At 42.0% G+C, this 19533-nt stretch carries 18 protein-coding genes; 7 read left to right on the forward strand and 11 right to left on the reverse strand.

Annotated features, from left to right (window positions below; all coding sequences use genetic code 11):
- Nucleotides 1-1460, reverse strand: a 1460-nt coding sequence (locus tag BUA53_RS13710) for a carbohydrate-binding protein (RefSeq protein ID WP_139256443.1), incomplete at its 3' end; no start/stop codon positions are given.
- Between the two features lie 196 nt (nucleotides 1461-1656).
- On the opposite strand from BUA53_RS13710, the gene BUA53_RS13715 reads away from it, so the two are divergent.
- Both BUA53_RS13715 and BUA53_RS13720 read left to right on the forward strand, forming a co-directional pair.
- A complete protein-coding gene (locus BUA53_RS13715) occupies nucleotides 1657-2100 on the forward strand; it encodes a MarR family winged helix-turn-helix transcriptional regulator (RefSeq protein WP_072835962.1) in 444 nt (147 codons plus the stop codon).
- Between the two features lie 68 nt (nucleotides 2101-2168).
- Entirely contained in the window at nucleotides 2169-3950 is a 1782-nt protein-coding gene (locus BUA53_RS13720) for an acyl-CoA dehydrogenase family protein (protein ID WP_072835963.1), read from the forward strand.
- Nucleotides 3951-4027: 77 nt separating this feature from the next.
- Here BUA53_RS13720 and BUA53_RS13725 read toward each other — a convergent pair whose 3' ends face one another.
- The 3 genes from BUA53_RS13725 to BUA53_RS13735 form a co-directional block, all read right to left on the reverse strand.
- Nucleotides 4028-4723: a hypothetical protein gene (locus BUA53_RS13725; RefSeq protein WP_072835964.1), complete on the reverse strand. Its 696-nt coding sequence runs from the start codon at nucleotides 4721-4723 to the stop codon at nucleotides 4028-4030.
- Between the two features lie 310 nt (nucleotides 4724-5033).
- The gene (locus BUA53_RS13730; RefSeq protein WP_072835965.1) at nucleotides 5034-5897 is read right to left on the reverse strand and encodes a phosphatidate cytidylyltransferase; all 864 of its coding nucleotides are present in this window, start codon (nucleotides 5895-5897) and stop codon (nucleotides 5034-5036) included.
- A 5-nt stretch (nucleotides 5898-5902) separates the two neighbouring features.
- On the reverse strand, nucleotides 5903-6859 hold the full coding sequence (locus BUA53_RS13735; RefSeq protein WP_072835966.1) for a CPBP family intramembrane glutamic endopeptidase: 957 nt from the start codon (nucleotides 6857-6859) through the stop codon (nucleotides 5903-5905).
- Between the two features lie 98 nt (nucleotides 6860-6957).
- Between BUA53_RS13735 and dusB the strand changes: the two genes are divergently transcribed.
- Entirely contained in the window at nucleotides 6958-7992 is a 1035-nt protein-coding gene (dusB, locus tag BUA53_RS13740; protein WP_072835967.1) for a tRNA dihydrouridine synthase DusB, read from the forward strand.
- Here dusB and BUA53_RS13745 read toward each other — a convergent pair.
- Nucleotides 7989-8240 (reverse strand): CBU_0592 family membrane protein, encoded by a 252-nt coding sequence (locus BUA53_RS13745; protein ID WP_072835968.1) that lies wholly within the window; start codon nucleotides 8238-8240, stop codon nucleotides 7989-7991. The genes dusB and BUA53_RS13745 overlap by 4 nt on opposite strands.
- A gap of 6 nt (nucleotides 8241-8246) precedes the next feature.
- Nucleotides 8247-8864, reverse strand: coding sequence for a glutathione peroxidase (locus BUA53_RS13750; RefSeq protein WP_245793120.1), 618 nt, complete (start codon nucleotides 8862-8864; stop codon nucleotides 8247-8249).
- 208 nt (nucleotides 8865-9072) lie between these two features.
- Here BUA53_RS13750 and BUA53_RS13755 point away from each other — a divergent pair, with 208 nt between their 5' ends.
- Nucleotides 9073-12696: a T9SS type A sorting domain-containing protein gene (locus tag BUA53_RS13755; protein ID WP_072835970.1), complete on the forward strand. Its 3624-nt coding sequence runs from the start codon at nucleotides 9073-9075 to the stop codon at nucleotides 12694-12696.
- Between the two features lie 70 nt (nucleotides 12697-12766).
- Here the strand turns inward: BUA53_RS13755 and BUA53_RS13760 are convergent, their stop codons facing one another.
- A complete protein-coding gene (locus BUA53_RS13760; RefSeq protein WP_072836093.1) occupies nucleotides 12767-13348 on the reverse strand; it encodes a DUF2911 domain-containing protein in 582 nt (193 codons plus the stop codon).
- Between the two features lie 58 nt (nucleotides 13349-13406).
- Nucleotides 13407-13997 (reverse strand): acyl carrier protein phosphodiesterase, encoded by a 591-nt coding sequence (locus tag BUA53_RS13765; protein ID WP_072835971.1) that lies wholly within the window; start codon nucleotides 13995-13997, stop codon nucleotides 13407-13409.
- A gap of 173 nt (nucleotides 13998-14170) precedes the next feature.
- Here BUA53_RS13765 and BUA53_RS13770 point away from each other — a divergent pair, with 173 nt between their 5' ends.
- The 3 genes from BUA53_RS13770 (at nucleotide 14171) to BUA53_RS13780 (ending at nucleotide 16357) form a co-directional block, all read left to right on the forward strand.
- Nucleotides 14171-14611, forward strand: a complete 441-nt coding sequence (locus BUA53_RS13770) for a hypothetical protein (protein WP_139256444.1) — start codon at nucleotides 14171-14173, stop codon at nucleotides 14609-14611.
- Nucleotides 14612-14780: 169 nt separating this feature from the next.
- On the forward strand, nucleotides 14781-15755 hold the full coding sequence (locus BUA53_RS13775; RefSeq protein WP_072835973.1) for a deoxyhypusine synthase family protein: 975 nt from the start codon (nucleotides 14781-14783) through the stop codon (nucleotides 15753-15755).
- A gap of 92 nt (nucleotides 15756-15847) precedes the next feature.
- Nucleotides 15848-16357, forward strand: coding sequence for a hypothetical protein (locus tag BUA53_RS13780; RefSeq protein WP_072835974.1), 510 nt, complete (start codon nucleotides 15848-15850; stop codon nucleotides 16355-16357).
- 208 nt (nucleotides 16358-16565) lie between these two features.
- Here the strand turns inward: BUA53_RS13780 and BUA53_RS13785 are convergent, their stop codons facing one another.
- The 3 genes from BUA53_RS13785 to tatC all read right to left on the reverse strand — a co-directional run bounded on the left by BUA53_RS13785 (nucleotide 16566) and on the right by tatC (nucleotide 19478).
- Nucleotides 16566-18044: a M28 family peptidase gene (locus BUA53_RS13785; protein ID WP_072835975.1), complete on the reverse strand. Its 1479-nt coding sequence runs from the start codon at nucleotides 18042-18044 to the stop codon at nucleotides 16566-16568.
- A 31-nt stretch (nucleotides 18045-18075) separates the two neighbouring features.
- The gene (gene rpiB / locus BUA53_RS13790; RefSeq protein WP_072835976.1) at nucleotides 18076-18531 is read right to left on the reverse strand and encodes a ribose 5-phosphate isomerase B; all 456 of its coding nucleotides are present in this window, start codon (nucleotides 18529-18531) and stop codon (nucleotides 18076-18078) included.
- A 92-nt stretch (nucleotides 18532-18623) separates the two neighbouring features.
- Nucleotides 18624-19478: a twin-arginine translocase subunit TatC gene (gene tatC / locus BUA53_RS13795; protein WP_072835977.1), complete on the reverse strand. Its 855-nt coding sequence runs from the start codon at nucleotides 19476-19478 to the stop codon at nucleotides 18624-18626.
- Between the last annotated feature and the right edge of the window lie 55 nt (nucleotides 19479-19533).

A 19533-nucleotide genomic window follows, 5' to 3' on the forward strand; every position in this document is an offset into this window, starting at 1 on the left:
TCTATCCAGCCCACATCCAAAGTACCTTCAGAGCAGTTCTCGGTGAGCACACCACTCATGGCACTCCAGTTCTCAGCCTCTATCCTGGAGGAGGTGCCGGTAGCACCATTGACTGTTACCAAAACATCATCAAAAGCTGTAGCGCCAGCATTGTCTGTGACGGTGAGGCGGAAGATATAAGACCCCTGTGCAAGACCACTTACCGTGGTAGAAGCAGCAGAAGGACTATTGATGGTAGCTGCACCTCCTGATACCTTGGACCATGCATAGGAAGCAATGGAGCCATCAGGGTCTGAACCACTTCCTGAAAGCGAAACACTGTTTGCAGGAAGGGTGATGGTCTTATCAGCTCCTGCATTGGCAGTTGGTGATTGGTTGGCAGCAGAAGCACCTGCTATCTCCAGCCAGTTGATGTTCCATCCGGCAGTGGAAATAGATTGGATCCGTATGGTTTGGGTGCCTGCGCTCAGGTTAATGGCCCTGGTTACTGTTTGCCATGTCTGCCAGGTTCCTGTAATAGGTACTGTAACAGTGGAAAGCACCGCAGTGCCTTTACTCACCTGGAACTGAGCGCCATTATAGGGTGAAGCCAATCGAAAACTCATTGTATAGGAACCTGCTGCAGGTACATTTACTGAATACTCCATCCAGTCGCCATTATCTATCCAGCCCACGTTCTGCGTTCCTCCTACATCTGCTGTATTCTCTGTAGAAACCCCGCTCATGGCAGACCATTTTTCCGCTTCTATATGAATGTTTACGATGTTACCAGTTGGTTCTGTGCCAAAAACATTTTTTGCAATCGCTTTTTGAAATAGCAACCCATGTCCCTTGTCATTCAAATGGACACCGTCACCTGAGTTCAACTCGGGTTTGATATTGTACAGGCCATCAGTTGTGGCAATGCCATTCCAGAAATCAATGGCATTATTTCCAAAGCTTGACATGATGGAATCTACCATGTCATGCAGTATGGAGCGGTAATTGGAATCGTATTGGCTTCTGGGTTGCGTGGTAGTTATATAAGGTTTTACACCCGCAGCCTGTATATAACGATAAAGATACCGCAGGTTGTTAATAAATTCTGCTCTTGAATATCCATTACCCACATCATTAGTAGGAAGATTAATAATGATAACAGATGGAGCATAACTCAATGCTTTAGTCACATTGTGTGCAGTATCGGGTGTAGGTTTCCCTGCAGGTGCTATATATTCATTGGGCATGATCTTGTAAGTAACATAACCACCTACAGCCAGGTTGATAATACTTGTATCCTGGTTGTCATTCCTGTTTTTCGCATAGGCAGCCTGGAAACGGTTCACCCATGCTGAATCAGGGACGCTTGCCCCGGTACCCGCAGAGGTAGAAGAACCAAGAACAACCAGCCTCGTTTGCCCGTATGTGGTATTGAAAACAATGAATAGTACCCCCAGGAGTAATAATAGTGTGCGTAGCATAAACAGTCCCTATTTTGGTAATAAAGGGTCTTCTTCAGGCAGGTAAAATCTTGTTTTTCGTTTGGGAGGTTAGCTTCAGGGGGAGGAGATATAATAAAATTACTTAATTCTATTAATTAACCATAAATACTAAGTACAATTAATTTTTTTTTATGAAAAGAGGATATTATATTTACTTAGTTGCATAAACAACTGTATGTCAAACAACCATTTTAAAAAGGGGGAGCTTTACAGTTTTATTACAGGCAAGGCATCTATTGCCATTGCCCGCCGGCTTCAAAAGAAGTTCAATACTTCAGGCGTTAATCTTACCATCGAACAATGGAGTGTACTATACCAGTTATGGAAACATGATGGTGCCAGCCAGCAGGAATTATGCAATGCTACTTTCAGAGACAAACCAAGTATTACCCGGTTGGTTGACAACCTGGAGAAGTTAAACCTGGTGAACCGGGTGTCGGATGAGAAGGACAGGAGGATCAACAAGATCTATTTGACCAGGGCAGCCATCAAACTCCAGGAGGAGACCATGGCGCTGGCAGAAGAAACCCTAAATGAAGCATTGAGTGGCGTACCTGCTGACCAGGTAGAGATGTGCAAAGAGGTGCTTCAAAAAGTATATGACAACCTGAATGGTTAATAGCTAACAATAACCAACGATCCGGGTGCTCTAGAAACCCTTAAACTATCAAACAAAAACTTTCTATTATGGAAACACTTACCAACAAAGCCCTTAAAGGCGGCGAATGGCTGATCAGGGAAACAGACCCTTCAGCTAGTTTTATACCTGAAGATTTTTCTGAAGAACAGAAGATGATCAGGGATATGTGCAACCAGTTCCTGGACATGGAAGTGATGCCCATATTAGATAAGATAGACAGTATGGAGCCTGGCCTGATGCGTTCCCTTTTACAAAAAGCGGGGGAACAGGGATTACTATCCACTTCATTCCCTGAAGAATATGGTGGCTTGGGAAAAGATTTTGTCACCTCCACAATCGTTAATGAATACCTGGGTGCTGGCCATTCTTTTTCTGTAGCTGTTTCAGCTCATACAGGTATTGGCACACTGCCCATTCTTTATTTCGGCAACGAAGCGCAAAAGCAAAAATATATTCCTAAGTTAATCAGCGGTGAATGGACGGGTGCCTATGGTCTAACAGAACCCAACAGCGGCAGTGATGCATTGGGTGCCAAGACCTCCGCACGCCTGAGTGAGGATGGTAAATATTATTTACTGAATGGTCAGAAATGCTGGATCACGAATGGTGGTTTTGCCGATATCTATACTGTATTTGCAAAGGTTGATGGTGACAAGTTTACAGGCTTTATAGTAGAACGGGGATTTGAAGGATTTACACAAGGTCCTGAAGAACATAAGATGGGTATTAAGGGTTCCTCTACCGTTCAATTGTACTTCCAGGATTGCAAAGTGCCGGTAGAAAATGTACTGGGTGAAATTGGCAAGGGACATAAGATCGCTTTTAACATCCTGAACATTGGCCGTTTGAAATTATGCGCTGCTACATTGGGCGGGGCCAAAAGAGCTACCAGCAGTTCCGTGGAATATGCCATTACAAGAGAGCAGTTCAAAACTTCCATTGCCAACTTCGGAGCTATCAAGCACAAACTTGCAGAAATGGCTACCCAGGTATTTGCCTGTGAAAGCTCTTTATACCGTACTGCACAACTGATAGATGACAAAGAAAAGGAATTGCTTGAGGCAGGAAAACCCTTTAATGAAGCCCTATTGGGTGCTGCAGAAGAGTATGCCATTGAATGCGCCATTTTGAAAGTAAATGGCAGCGAGATGCTGGACTTTATAGTAGATGAAGGCGTGCAGATACATGGTGGCAATGGCTTCAGTGCGGAATATGATATATCAAGGGCTTACAGGGATAGCCGCATCAACCGGATCTATGAAGGCACCAACGAGATCAACCGCTTGCTGACTGTGGACATGACATTGAAGCGTGCCATGCAAGGAAGATTAAATATCATGGGCGCAGCTATGAAAGTTTCACAGGAATTAATGAGTATACCAGATTTTGGCGCGGAAGATGAAACACCATTTACACAAGAGATCAAACTGGTGAATAATTTTAAGAAAGCTGTATTACTGACAGCAGGAGCTGCTGCTCAAAAATTGATGATGCAGTTAGAAAAGGAACAAGAGATCTTGATGAACATAGCAGATATGGCTATCGATACTTATGTGGCTGAAAGCGTGTTGCTGCGGGTAAGGAAACTGGCACTAGAAGGAAATAATGATCCTATCTATAAGGACATGCTAAACTGTTTCCTCTATGATGCTGCTGACCGAATCAATAAAAATGGAAAAGATGCTATCAATTCATTTGCAGAAGGAGATGAACAAAGGATGATACTGATGGGGATCAAACGATTTACCAAGGCAGCTTCATTCAACAGTAAGGAAGCCCGCAGGCGTATTGCGGATAAACTGATCAGCGAAAGAAAGTATCCTTTCTAGTATAAAACATTAAAAGGATAATGAAGCTCCTAACACTTCATTATCCTTTCTGTTATCAAACCTTTATAGTTTTTATCTTACCCGTTGCCAAAGAACATGGCCAGTTCTCTCCTGGTATTTCTCACTTCCTGCAATTGTTTCATACGGTTCTTGATCAGCTGAAGGCCAATGGTCATTAACACTGAAGAAATAAAAGTGGAAATAAAGTACAACAGGAATACATCTCCCACTGCCGGTGTCAATTGTATGTAATAGAAATAATAGATCAGGGCATAGCATCCATAAGAGAACAATATAGCTACCAGCATCAGGGTCCTGCCGGCGTTCTTACCAAATTCGACAGTTATCCTGATATGCCTGATGAACAGGTAAAAGCTGTAAATAAGTATCAACGTAAGCCCCGGACCCATAATATAAACTATAGCTTTAGGATTTAATCCAAAGATGCACGCTATTACAATCTCGTAAGCTACATATATGGCTGTAACAATATGTACAGCCCTTTGCTTTTGTTTGATAGGACAGAAGAATAAAAGCGCTGTCAGCATTAATGGTATATCAAGGTAGTTATTGATCACAGCAAATACGTCCAGGAACTTTGGCGAAGCGGGCAGTATGTTTTCTGAAAAGAGGTTATAGATGCCTGTGGATAGCAAAGAAATGAGTAATGCTGCGAGGCTGCGGTGTTGGTAAAGTTTGTTATAAACGATGGCGATAGCCGGCACGAACATGGTGATAGTGGCGGCAACACCAATAATGGTATTCCAGTTCATAGGATTGGATTTTGGATTCTACACGAAGCTTACCTTTTAGGATTTCTCCACCTGGCTCATGTGAGAAAATTTGCTTTATCACATTACTTCTGACAGCTAATTTAATGGGGTATTTTATAAAATCATAGTGCCAAAACAAAATGGAGTACTACCACTAAATGACCCGGGTATAATTACGAAATCAACATCAGCCAGATATGGTCATTTCTACTTTATCCTCTTATCGGATACTTACTTGAACTCCCCTGTTTTAAAGGCAAGCAAGCTATAAAGCAGGAGTTGCAAAAAATAATGAACAGTAAGAAAAAGATTAATGAACAAACAGGTCTGCATAAAACCACACAGCTATTGCGGCAAACAACATGGAATCAAAGCGGTCTAAAAATCCGCCATGCCCCGGCATGATAGCCCCACTGTCTTTTACTCCCGCCAGTCTTTTGATCTTGCTTTCAAACAAATCACCAACAGTACCTGTAATGGCTGCAAGTGCAGCCATTACCGCGGCATCCACAACAGGTAATCTTTTTGTGAAATAAGCCAGTAGGCTAATAACGACCACTGTAAGAATAACTCCACCAGAAGTGCCTTCCCATGTTTTTTTAGGCGACACTTTTGATAAAGGAGTTTTCCCTATCAATGAACCTACTATATAGGCCATGGTATCATTGATCCATAATGAAAACACAACCAGTAAGGGAATGGTCATCGATAATTGGTAAAGGTTCTCATCCCACCTGGTTCTGATATCTACCATCAAGGCAAGAGGAAGGGAAATGTATAATATTCCGAAAAGAGAATAGAAAATGTTTTTGAGAAAGATCTGCTTTGACTCCAGCATCATAATCAATGGAAGGACGATCATAAAAGCGATACCTATCCAAAATCCTATTTGTGAAAGTATGACTGTGCCGATAGCAAGAGTTTCATTTGTAAAGAATAACATCAGGCACCATCCCGCCAGCATGACACCATATCTATGCGGAGCTGTAACCTTTGAATATTCAGGATTGAACTTTGTTACCAGCTTTTGATATTCCAGCCATCCACCAAAGTGCACTACAGAGAACAATAGAAAAAACGACCAGCGGTTATAGAATAAACCACCCAGCATTACCACTACAAATACTATAGCTGTTAGTGCTCTTGTTTTAAATGTTTGCCAGTTAAATGCCATAATTCTTAAAAGCTAAATTCGTCTTTAGAAACATCATCATCTTTATAAACCAGGTCATAACGGCTTTTGGATCCCTTAGCCATTTGCCAAACTACAAGGGATGTGAGGCCTATACTAATGAGCGCCATGATACCTAATTGCGCCGGGTTGACAAGCGTTGTATTTGGATCCTTGACCATCTCGGGGTGCAGGTATATCACTACTATTACCAAAGCATCATATAAGAAGTGCGCCAATATAGCCGTCCACAGGCTGCCACTGTACCAATAAATAACACCAAGCAGGACACCAAGGAAAAGCCTGGGCAGGAATCCGAAGAACTGGAAATGAAATCCCGAGAAAAGGATGGCCGTAATAATAATCCCCAACCAGGGACTTTTAGTCAGTTTGATAAATAGCCTTTGCAATACACCTCTAAAGAAAAGCTCTTCGCCTATGCCTGCAAAAACCGAAATGAAAATAAGGTTTAATACCAGTTCTTTTATGGTATGCTTGCTCAGCATGAACTGGATTTGTTTTGCGGCATCCTCTTCCATGCTTTTCATCCATTTCTGGGCATCTCCGCCTATGGCCATTTTTTGGTTCAGTATCCCTGAATATTCCACAAAAGGATATGACACCAGGAGTGCGGTTATACCCAGCAACCAATAGATATTACTATACGGGCTTTTTAATCCCAGGTATTGAGCTGGTGAAGGATCAGAGAAATAGCCAAAGAGCAGGCTTGGGATCAAAAACAAGCCAAGGAACTGGGTGAGCAGCATGCCCCTTATAAAGAAGATCATGTTTGGATTGTTGGTGTCCCATTTACCAACATCCTGGAGCTGGAGCAAACTGATACCTGTGAGTTTTGTAAGAATGAACGTTCCCAGGATGGTAAAGACCAGGAAAAGTCCAAAAGCCATTCCTATGAATAAGATCAATTGTATCCATATCGGCCGTGATTTAAGATATGTTTGCATAGCACCTCGCTTTGAGAATTGTAAATTTGCTGCCCTGGCTTATCTCCCGGGAATATAAAAGCTGCAAGATAAGCCCTGAATGATCAAAGAGATTTCGTTTGGTAAAAATTGATAACATATCACTTCCGGAGTTTCCATTACTCCTGGCGCCTATGGAGGATGTCAGCGATCCCCCGTTCAGGGCTGTGTGCAAATCCAATGGCGCCGACCTGATGTACACGGAGTTCATTAGCAGTGAAGGCCTGATAAGAGATGCCATTAAAAGCCGCCAGAAGCTTGATATTTTCGATAATGAACGCCCCGTAGGTATCCAGATTTTTGGAGGCGATGAAGAAGCCATGGCCTTAAGTGCCCGCATTGTTGATACCGTAAACCCCGACCTGCTTGATATCAACTTTGGATGCCCTGTGAAAAAAGTGGTGAGCAAGGGCGCCGGTGCCGCAGTACTGAAGGACATCGACCTGATGGTACGGTTAACCAAAGCAGTGGTAAACTCAACTTCTTTACCCGTTACCGTAAAAACAAGGCTTGGCTGGGATGATGCCTCCATCAATATCGGGGAGGTTGCAGAGCGCCTGCAGGATGTTGGCATCAAGGCATTGGCCATTCATGGACGCACCAGGTGCCAGCTGTACAAAGGTTCTGCCAACTGGGATCCCATAGCCAGCGTGAAGGAAAACCCCCGCATACAGATACCCATTTTCGGCAATGGAGATATAGACTCACCGGAAAAAGCCCTTTTATATAAGAACCGTTATGGGGTAGATGGCATCATGATTGGCAGGGCAGCCATTGGCTATCCCTGGATCTTTAATGAGATCAAACATTTTTTACGTACAGGTGAACATTTGCCGCCGCCCACCATTCAGCAAAGGGTGGAAGTGATACAGAAACACCTGCATCGCAGTGTGGAGTGGAAAGGCTTAAAGGCCGGCATCAATGAAATGCGTCGTCATTATACCAATTACCTGAGGGGCTTGCCAAATATTAAAGAATACAGGTTAAAGCTGGTGACCATATCAGAGGTGGAAGAAATAGATGATGTGCTGGAGCAGATTACCAATAGTTATGATGGCTATGAATTCAAGCCCCGCCAGGTAGACATGGACTCAATGGCTTATAGCTGTGGTTAGGTTTTTACACTTACTTCTTTACCTGCCTTCATCCATCCTACTGCTGATATAATAGCCCATGTTCCCTCTAAAACCACAAAGGGCCAGTATGATATCAGCAATGAAGCGTAGCACGTTAAAGCGGCTCCCAATGTATTAAGAAAAAAGAATGTTTTACCATGGGGCGACATCCATTTAAAGCTCATAAAGAAATAGGCCAGTAAGGTTATAGCTACACCTATGGCACCGATCCAGTCGCTAAGATTCATAATGGTTTATTTAACAGCAGCCAGCACTTCTTTCGATAATGGAGAAACAGAAGGTTCAAAATAATGGGTCAATACTCCCTGCTCATTAAGCAGGTACTTAGCAAAATTCCACGACGGTGCCTTATCATTCCATCCATTTTCTTCCTTATGGGAAAGCCATCTAAATAGAGGATTTTGAGAGGGGCCAGGTGTTACATTGCTTTTTTTGGCCAGCGGAAAGGTGACACCATAATTCACCTGGCAGAACTGTGCTATCTCTTCATCACTTCCTTTTTCCTGCTCCTTAAAATTATTGGAAGGAAAACCCAGTACCACCAGCTTGTCCTTATTTTGTTCATACAATTGCTGTAGTTCGGCATACTGGCCCGTATACCCGCAATCACTGGCCGTATTTACTAATAAGATCTTTTTACCCGCCATTTGGGAAAGCGGTAAGACCGATGAATTATTCAGTTCCACTTTAAGATCATAAACCTGATGGAAGGGTGGCCGGTTCTCATTATTCTTTTTTACCTGTGCCGATCCTCTTCCTTTTCCTATAAACACCAATAAAGGATAAATCCTTTTTAATATTTGTTGTCTCAATGTCATTGCCGCTATTCTATTTACAGTTGAACGATCCACAAAGCTACTATTACCTGTTTTAGTAAACCCTGATTCCGGACCTGATAACTGTTCTCCGCTTATTGAAACCCTTGCTGAACTGCATTTTATAGAGAATTTACGCAGGTTTTAGGGTATTTGTACCCTATTAGATACCTCCTTTTTTTTACAACTTTGTAACATCCAATAACCTGTAGCGGGCTTGAGTTTCAAGCTGAAATAGTGGCCTATGAAAAAATTTTACTCCTTAACCCTACTTCTCCTGATTATATGGAACCTCAATGCCCAGGATTGTTCATCGTTACAACTTACCTATACTGTCCATGAATCCAGGTGCGTGGCAACAGGCTCCATAGATATTAATGCAACAGGCGGCTCACATAATTATAATTATCGTGCAATTGGTACGATTAATACCCCCTATACCTCTTCCAATAGTATAACTGGTTTGCCACCCGGGTATTATTCTATCCTGGTAAAAGATCTTTACGGCAATTGCACCAAACAGGTAGACAGTGTGTATGTGCCTGGCTCTTACGCTGATCCCAGGTTCCAGCTCATTAAATCAGATGCTAGTTGCTTAGGCAATGACGGTACTATCTCCACCTCCAATCAACAATTTGGAAGAAGTCCTTTTACCTATACCATCATAGCTCCTTCTGCATCCTCTATTGGAACCAGCACCTCTACTGGCAATTTCACTGGTTTGATACCCGGGGAATATTCAGTGCAGCTGCAGGATTCATGCGGTGGTTTACAGGTAAGGAAAATTACGATAGAGAACTATAGCTGGTGGTTTGATAACTATAGTGTTACTAAAACTGATTGCAATAATGCCAGTGTTTTTATCGGCTTAAAGGATAATAAAGGAAATACCAATCTTTCAGGCACCGCCTTTGACGGCTATAGCTATGGAGTGATCATGAACCCTGCAGATACTATCTGGAACACCAGTAACAACTTTAGCATCAGTATTGGTACGCACAGGAACCTGGAGCTACTGGTTAAAGATAAATGTGGCAATATTCAAACAAGGACATGGTCCTTACCGGCTGCGTTGCGGCCATCCATTGCTGGTATAAGCTTTACCGATCAAACATGTACCAGCTTTACGGCTACAGTATACGGCCAGCAAAATCTAACTACACCAAATTATTGCCTGTATGATTCTGTTAACAACCTGGTAGCCTGTAATGCCACAGGTGTGTTTACTGGTCTTTCCTATGGAAGCTATTGCATCAAAACAAGGGATGCATGTTACGATACCACAATTAATAACTGTTTTAGAGCCACTACGCCGCAGCCAGGCGTAGATGATAATGTTTCCATTAATCACCAGGATTGTTCTTTATTCACTGCTGGTATTACAGGTCAACAAAACTTACCCGATCCTAACTATTGCCTTTATGATGTTGACAACAACCTGCTATCGTGCAACAATTCCGGGATTTTTCCTAACCTGACTTATGGAAGTTATTGCATTCGCATAACGAATAGCTGTACGGACACCATCATTTCCAGGTGTTTTACTGCCATACATCCAACAGCAGAATTAACAGCGTATCATATTGCTGCCAACACCTGCAGCAGTTTTGATGTATCAGTCTCGGGAAACAATTTGCTTCAGCCTTTGTATTGTCTTTATGATAGCACGGGAACCATTATAACCTGCGACTCAACAGGTGTTTTTCAAGGATTACCGCATGGCCATTACTGTATTCGTGCCATTTCCTGCGCAGATACAACGGCACCACTTTGCTTCTCCAGCAACAAACCCATTCCTTCTGTTGCTTCCTGGGTGCAGGTCTGGGGAAGAAATTGCAACGGCTTTTCTGCTGCTATTGCAGAACAAACCAATTTAACAGCCCCGCAATTCTGTTTATATAATGACAAAGACTCGCTTTTGCAATGTAATACCACAGGTGAATTTGATAACCTTGCCTGGGGATCATACTGCATCAGGGTAAAAGATAGTTGCACTGACTCCACCATTACAAGGTGTTTTACTGAAACAAGGCCGGAACCTATGATCAACAGTTGGGTGCAGCAAACCAATGCCAGCTGCAACGACTTTACGGCAACAGTTAGCGGTAATAACTTTACAAACCCTGAATATTGCGTGTTTGACTCGCTTGGAAATAAATTATCATGTAATACAACAGGGGTATTTGATGGCCTGCCCTATGGCCACTATTGTTTTAGTGTAAAAGATGGTTGTGTTGATACTACTATGCAGGTATGCCAGGCCTTTACCCTTTCAAGGGGATTCAGTGTTCAATCTTCAAAATCATGTAATGTCGGCAATACACAGGTAAGCATACAGTTCGAAAATAACAACGGGCCTTATAAGGTAAAGATCATCCATCCTGACGGGTCAGTAAAGTGTGATACAGTAACCAATACCAATCCTTACAGCATACTATTACCCGGCCTGCCTGCAGGTAAGCAGTATACTATTATTGGAACAGATGGTTGCGGCCAGAAAGATACTTCGTTGCTAACACCCAATGCCAGCAACATTACCAAATCTATTGTTGTCAGGGCTAAATGTCCTTCAGCCACATGGGTCAATGGCGCAGGCGACCTGCAGGTAACCTGCACTTCAAACTATTACACCACCCAACCAGGTATTATCAAAAAGAATGGCGTGACCAACTTCCGTAGCTTTTCATCACGCACAGGTGATGTGTATATATTCTCCGACCTGGAACCTGCAACTTATATTGTAGAATATACCATGCAGACCTGCAACTACAGGTTATATGACACTGTTACCATTCAGCCATATGCTTACCCATCACAAGGACAGTCCGCCATATATCAATGTGACAATAATACACTCAGCCTGGGATCTGATATTAAAGGCGGCGTTAGTCCCTATACTTACCAGATCATAGGCAGCACGCCTTCAACCCCTGATATTACCACGGCGGTACAAACAAGCCCTGTATTTTCTATTAATACAGGAACAGTGTATTCCCTGGTGCGCCTGAGAGCTGTTGATGGATGCGGAAATGCCACCCTCAATGATGTAAGCGTACTACCTCTCCAGAATATTACGGTTAAAGCTTCACAGAAATGCTTTTACAAAAACACCACGCTTTCCATAGATACCGTTCCTAATGCAACTTATGAGTGGTACAGGAAATATACTTCCACTGATAGTGTATTAGTCGGTACAGGACTTACTTATAACTTACCCTTCTTTGACCCTTCCGAAGCTGGCCAATATGTTTGCAAAATGAGCGTGAACAATGGGTGCTTGCTGCGTTTTAGCAGTTATTTGCTGGATGGAGATTGTGGGTATGCCTTACTTCCTTTATCAATTCAGCTGCAGGGCAAACATAAAGATGGCATTAACATCCTAACATGGAATATAAATGAGGAAAAGAACATCAGCTCCTTTACCATAGAAAGAAAGGCTTTTAACGATGCTAATTTTTCAGCTATCGGCGAACTTACTACCTCAAAGGGCTCGGGTAGTAATCATTATGTATTCAAAGACCAGCAGCCTGCACAAGGGAACCAATACAGGATCAAATTGCTTCTGAAGGATGGGCATATTGAATATAGTTCTATCATTAGCATATCCGGAAATACAGGCATTAGCATATTTCCAAACCCTGTAAAAGATCAGCTCAACATCCTGTTCTCCGGAGCTGAAAGAGAAGACTTTACAATTGAATTGTTTGAATTATCAGGAAGGTTATTATTCAAAACCCAGTTAAAATCGGTTTCAAATAACAGGTTTACTTACCAACGGGATGCAGGCGTGCAAAAAGGTATGTACCTCCTTAACATTACAAATACAGTGACCGGAGTTCAACAAACATTTAAAGTGATCATGAACTAACAGCCGGTTTCTTTAAACTAAAACAGCAGGGCTTTAACCCTGCTGCACACTATAACTTATATCAAAACACTTATTTCAAAGAAACAGGTAGACTCACAGAAACATCATCCCAGGCCATGATAAGATCGGCACCCGTAGAGGTCTTATTAAAGTTCATAGAAAAGATTTCAGCAACAGAAGCTGTCTTTTGAACCGGTACAGTAACCCGTAATACATCTTTCTTTTCATCGTATTTAAAAGCACCCCAGATATCTGTATCCTTATTAAATATGATGGTCCATTGTGCGGGTGTAGGAATCGCATACATAGTATAGCGCCCCTTCAACAGCTTTTTGCCCCCGATCTTCACATCTTTAAAAAATTCTATTTCAGTGGCTTCATTAGCTCCCAATCTCCAAACGGTATTATATTCTATAAGCTCGCCAAATAAGACACGTCCATCTTTTTGCGGACGGCTATATATTATACGTGCTACCAGTGGGTCTGATGCTTTATCCTGGATCTTAAGTACAGGATAATCAGAAGGGAAATAGGCCATATCCATCGGCGACTTGTCTAAAACGGGCAGTTTTAATTTCAGCGAGGCCTGGGTTTGGGCATGTAGACAGGTAAATAAACTAAGGATACAAATGGTGGAAACCAGTTTCTTCATAATTGGATGCTTTACAGGTACAAAAATATCACTTCGCTTCTTTGTTCCAACGCAGGTATCAGCCAAGCAGTTCATTAAACCTTTGTTTTGCAAATTGTTTAACATCCGGGAAGAATTCATGGTAGTATCCTTCAAGGGCATTATAATTATCCAGGAACAATTGATAGGCTGTATCACTTTCGGACAGGTAGGCAGCCCTTCGTATTAAACCTCTCAGGCTTTTTTGCATCCCGCTGGTATACCTGTAATGGAAGAGCCAGTCCTCAGCGCTCATATAGGCCAGTACCGGCACAAAGCGTTCTGGCAGGTGAGCGCTTTGGTCTTCCAGCGCTGTATAAACTGACCGGGTGAAGATTTTTAAAGAAGCCTCCGTAAAAAGCTCAGCATCGTTTGCCAGGAAATGATCATAAAGGATATCTATAATGGCTCCGCTATACAACCTGTAGTAAGGCCTGAATATTTCTTTGGCATTTTTAGTGGCGGGGTGGTTGTCTGTATATTCATCAATATTCCTGTGGAGCATGATCCCTTGCCGTACATCATTTGCATACCTGTCTTTTGCCGCTCCTTTTACAAAATCAGATATCATATTTCCTACAAGGATTTGCGGATGTTCGAAGGACAAATAAGCGTGCGCCAAAAAATTCATACACCTAAAAGTACAATTCATCCTTCTTAACAATTTGGCAACCAATGTTAATAGGTTTAACAGGGCTGTCCGGTCGTCACAATTAGCTTGCGGAGAGGTGTAACCTAAAATACTTTTGTGACGTCATACTAATCAAACAAACAAAATTTAAAAACTAAATAAATTAAATGTTTATGAAACGCTTCTTAATCACCTTAACCGTTCTGTTCTCGCTGATAAGCATGAGCAGCTTTGCTTCTGATTCTAAAGTAGACTCAAGAGTATTAAAATCTTTTGAAACTTCATTTAAAAATGCTACTGAAGTTGATTGGACAGTAACCAACAACTTTTACAAGGCTAAGTTTTCCCTCAATGGTCAATATGTAGCTGCGTATTTTGATGCTTCAGGAAATATGATTGCCATCACAAGAAATATCAGCTCCACACAATTGCCTATTTCTTTACAAACCAACTTAAAGAATAATTACGAAGGTTTTTGGATCTCTGATCTTTTTGAAGTAGCAAATGAAGAAGGAACTACATATTATGTAACAGTAGAAAATGCAGATACTAAATTGATATTAAAGTCATCCAATTCAGATTGGGTTACTTACCAGAAAGAACGTAAATCTTAAAAAACAATGCAGGAAAGCAATAAATCAACTTTCCCGCATCTCAAAGTCCCTTCTTAGTATGTTATAAGTTAATAGTTAGTTTTAGTGTGTGTAAAACAGTCCCGTTGCGGCTTCGGTCCGGCGGGATTTGTCTTTTTAAAGACTAAATTTGCACCTCAATTTTAAGATTATGAGTAAAGGTCCTGTTTCACAATTTATAGAACATCACTATAGGCATTTCAACGCTGCAGCTTTAATAGACGCTGCTAAAGGATATGAACAACATTTACTGGAAGGTGGTAAAATGATGGTAACGTTAGCAGGAGCAATGAGTACTGCCGAGTTAGGTATATCCCTGGCAGAAATGATCCGCCAGGATAAGATCGCCATTATCTCCTGCACAGGCGCTAACCTTGAAGAGGATGTAATGAACCTCGTTGCGCACTCACACTATAAACGCATTCCCAATTACCGCGACCTGACACCGCAGGAAGAATGGGATCTTTTGGAAAACCATTATAACCGTGTTACTGATACCTGCATACCCGAAGAAGAAGCTTTTCGCAGGCTGCAAAAACACCTGGTAAAACAATGGAATGATGCTGAAGCAAAAGGAGAGCGATATTTCCCGCACGAGTTTTTATATAAGACCATCCAAAGTGGAGAACTGGAACAATACTATGAAATAGATCCTAAGAATAGCTGGGTGGTAGCTGCTGCAGAAAAGAACCTGCCGATCGTTGTTCCAGGATGGGAAGACAGTACCACGGGTAACATCTTCGCCAGCTATGTGATCAAAAATGAACTGAAAGCTTCTACCGTTAAAAGCGGTATTGAATACATGACCTGGCTGGCTGACTGGTATCGCAACAATAGCGGTGGAAAGGGTGTCGGCTTTTTCCAGATCGGCGGTGGTATTGCAGGCGATTTCCCTATCTGCGTTGTGCCAATGATGTACCAGGACCTGGAATGGCATGATGTTCCTTTCTGGAGTTATTTCTGCCAGGTATCTGATTCCACTACTTCCTTTGGTTCTTATTCCGGTGCAGTACCCAATGAAAAGATCACCTGGGGTAAACTGGATATTCACACACCAAAGTATATCATAGAAAGTGATGCTACCATTGTAGCTCCACTTGTATTTGCATGGGTATTGGGATTATAAAGATTATCGACATATATATTTTGACAAGAGGCCATCTTCAAAAGGATGGCCTCTTGTTTTGAATTTGAGTAACCACCGTATATATTAGAGCTATGAATTCACAACAGGTAGAGATTTATTTGGAAGCAGAAAATGATGTAATCAATAAGAACTATGTTGAGGCTTTCAGGAAATATGAAAGCATATTATTTGACGAGCCTGGCAATGCTGCCACCCACAACTCACTTGGATGGATCTACAAGACCCAAATGGATGATTATGCCAATGCGGAAAATCATTATAAAGCTGCAATTAATGGCGACCCTTCGTATCCGCACTCCTATCTGAATTATATGATATTGTTGATGGACCTGGAGCGCTATAATGATATACAGGCATTGGCAAAGCGAGCCAGTGAGGTGGAGGCTGTGGACAAATCATGGATCCAGCATCGGCTGGGCCTTGTTGAAGAGTTGCAACTACAGTTTGACAAAGCGATAAACTTTTATGAAAAGGCCATACTCTTTTCATTGAATGATGAGAAAATTAAAGGCTATAAAGAAGACATAGCAAGATGTGAAGAAAAAAGAGAATTGCTTTCTAAACATTCTTCCCACAAATAAATAGTTCACACTTAATAAAAAGAGGCCTGTTTTTGTGACAGGCCTTTTTTTATTTGAGGAATAATTATTAGAGTTATAGTAAAGTGTTTACTGATATTAACAGCAACGAGCTCAATACCTTTTCATGCACCTACCGGTAATTCATGAACGGTAAATAGAAAACGGCCTGCTAACAGGCCGTTTTATAATATTATAAAGAGGATGGGTACTACCGGTTAAAAATCGAATTATCCAGTGGTATATCCCGCTTCAGCATCTGGGCCCTGTTGGCCATTTCCCAGGCAGTATAAAATACCAACTGTGCTCTCCTCGCCATTAAAGGGTAATGGATCTTTTCAGGTGTATCAGTTGGGCGGTGATAATCGCTGCCCAACATGCCATCGTAATAGAAAATGATAGGCACTCCCTTCTTGGCAAAATTGTAATGGTCGCTCCTGTAATAGATAAAGTTCTTGTCATTTGGATCATTGAATTTATAATCCAGTTCCAGCTTGGTGTACTTTTTATTAACTGCCTCACTAATTGTTTTCAGGTCGGAACTTAATTTATCATCTCCTACCACATAAACATAATTAGTAGTATCTCCTCTTCTTGAAGAATCACTTCTGCCGATCATATCAATATTCAGATCAGCAGTAGTTTTGTCCAATGGATATACAGGATTATTAGAATAATATTCCGAGCCCCATAATCCTTTTTCCTCACCGCTTACAGTCATGAATACGATGGATCTGCGCGGACCTTTACCTGCAGCCTTTGCTTTCGTAAAAGCTTCTGCCAGTTCCAGCACACTCACCGTCCCTGATCCATCATCATCCGCACCATAATAGATCACAGAATCACCTCTTTTTCCAAGGTGGTCATAATGGGCTGTAATGAACAAATATTGATCCTTAAGATCAGTGCCTGGGAGCAGGCCCATTACATTACTGCTTTGATTGGTAATGGTAGTCTTTTGTACACCTAGCAATATATTGGCGTTATAGGTTTTTACTATAGACGTATCTTTTTTCACTGCGTCATAATCATTCCCAATTATGGCTTTTGCTACTTTTTCCGAGATAGAATATTGCTGCGGAGCAATATTTCTTTTAAACAAGTTGATGGTGGCATTCCCTTTCCGGCTGCTTGAACCGGTGCGTGGGTAAACAGCACTCACTGTTAATATACCGGCAACCCCTTTGGATTGCAGCAATGCGCCTATCCCACCGGATTGGCCACGCCTGACCGTTGGCAAACCACCAACGATCATCACAAGCCTTCCGGCAAGGTTGGCATTCTTCAAAGAGTCCATGGATTTAGGTCCTATCAATACCACCTCACTAAATGCCAGTGTTGCATCAATGTTGCCGATAGAAGGATTAAAGTCCTTGTCCAGGTCATAAGCCTGGCCATTTACTTCTAAAGAAGCCCCGGTTAGTGAATCCTGGTAAACGTTATAGTTTAACTGGTAGCTGCCATTATTACCAGGCTGAAGGCCTAGTTGTTTAAAATAACTTTCAATATAGGCAGCCGCTTTCTTCTGACCTGGTGTTGCTGTTTCCCGGCCTTCCATTTCAGGACCGGCAATGACAAACAGGTGTTTTTTAAGATCTTCTGCAGTAATCGTTTTAGCAAATTTTTCAGGCTTTTGAGCAAAGCCATGCAAGGTGCCTGCGCAAAGCACCAACAACAAGATTTTCTTCATTCAGCTATTGTGTTTTATTAAAGTGTACGGGTTAGGAACAAGCCATCTTTACCACTCTTTTTTCATGCCTGCCGCCTTCAAAGGCTGTTGATACAAAAATATTTACCATTTCTTCTGCTGCAGGAGTAGATACAAACCTTGCAGGTATGCAGATGATATTAGCATTATTATGCTCACGTGCCAGTCTGGCCACTTCGCTTTGCCAGCAAATGGCAGCCCTTATGCCCTGGTGCTTATTAGCTGTTATGGCTACACCATTAGCGCTTCCGCAAATCAATATGCCCCATCCTGACTCGCCGGTTTCTACTGAATTTGCCACAGGGTGAGCATAATCTGGATAATCTACAGAATCAGCGTTATTGGTTCCAAAATCTTTTACCTGCCAGCCTTTTTCCTTTAAGAAATCAACCAGCACGGTTTTATATTCAAAACCTGCGTGGTCACATCCTATGGCCACAAGCTTTACACGATCGAATGTTGATTGCATACCTGGTATTTTTTGTATAGGAGAAAACAATTTCCGGGAAAGGTCCCCGAAACTTCCATTTAAAAATATTCAATTTAGATCAAACCCATGGTTTAACTCCATTCCTTTGCCTCTTCCTCAGCTTTTTCCTTGTCTACTCTGCGGGCAAGTATAATGCTGATCTCGTAAAGCAATAATAAAGGAAGTGCTACCGCCATCTGGCTCACCACATCCGGACCAGGAGTAATGACACCTGCCACCACAAAAATGATCACAATGGCATATTTCCTTGCCCCAGCCAGGTATTTACCATTCACTATACCTATTTTGGCAAGGAAGAACATAACCAGTGGCAACTGGAATGCCAGACCGCTACCTAATACAAGGGGCAACATCATATCAATATAACTGTTAATGGTCCAGCGGTTTTCAATTATTTCATCAAGCTGAAAATGAAAAAAGAAATTGAGTGCATAAGGAGCCACCACAAAATAACCGAATAAAACCCCCGTAAAGAACAGGAATGAAACCCAAAAGATCACGCCTCTTGTTTTGTTCAATTCCTTTTTAGTGAGCGCTGGTTTTATGAATTTCCAGAATTGATAAAATACGTAAGGAAAGGCAAGTATCAAACCGCTCACCAAAACAACCGTGAACCACATGCTGAACTGACCGGATACATCGGTACTCTGCATTTTGATGGCAATGCCTTCCATGCAAAGCGCATTACCCAGGTTCAGCGCCTTTCCTATTTTACAGATCACACCATAGGTAGGGAAGCTACTATTGGTGGGTCCCAGTAATATTCTTTTAATAATAAAGCTGTTGTAGATGCCTGCAACCACTGCACCAATGGCAATGGCAACCACGCTTTTGAAAAGGTGACTACGCAATACATCCAGGTGGTCGATGAACGACATCTCTGCCCGTTCTTCACCTTTATTTCTATTGAAAATACTTAGGGGCATGTGTTAAAAAGTGCGGCAAAGATATAGCTATGCAGAAAAGCAGGGCTACAATGAT

Source organism: Flavisolibacter ginsengisoli DSM 18119 (assembly GCF_900129295.1).
In the GTDB taxonomy this organism is placed as follows: Bacteria; Bacteroidota; Bacteroidia; order Chitinophagales; family Chitinophagaceae; genus Flavisolibacter; species Flavisolibacter ginsengisoli.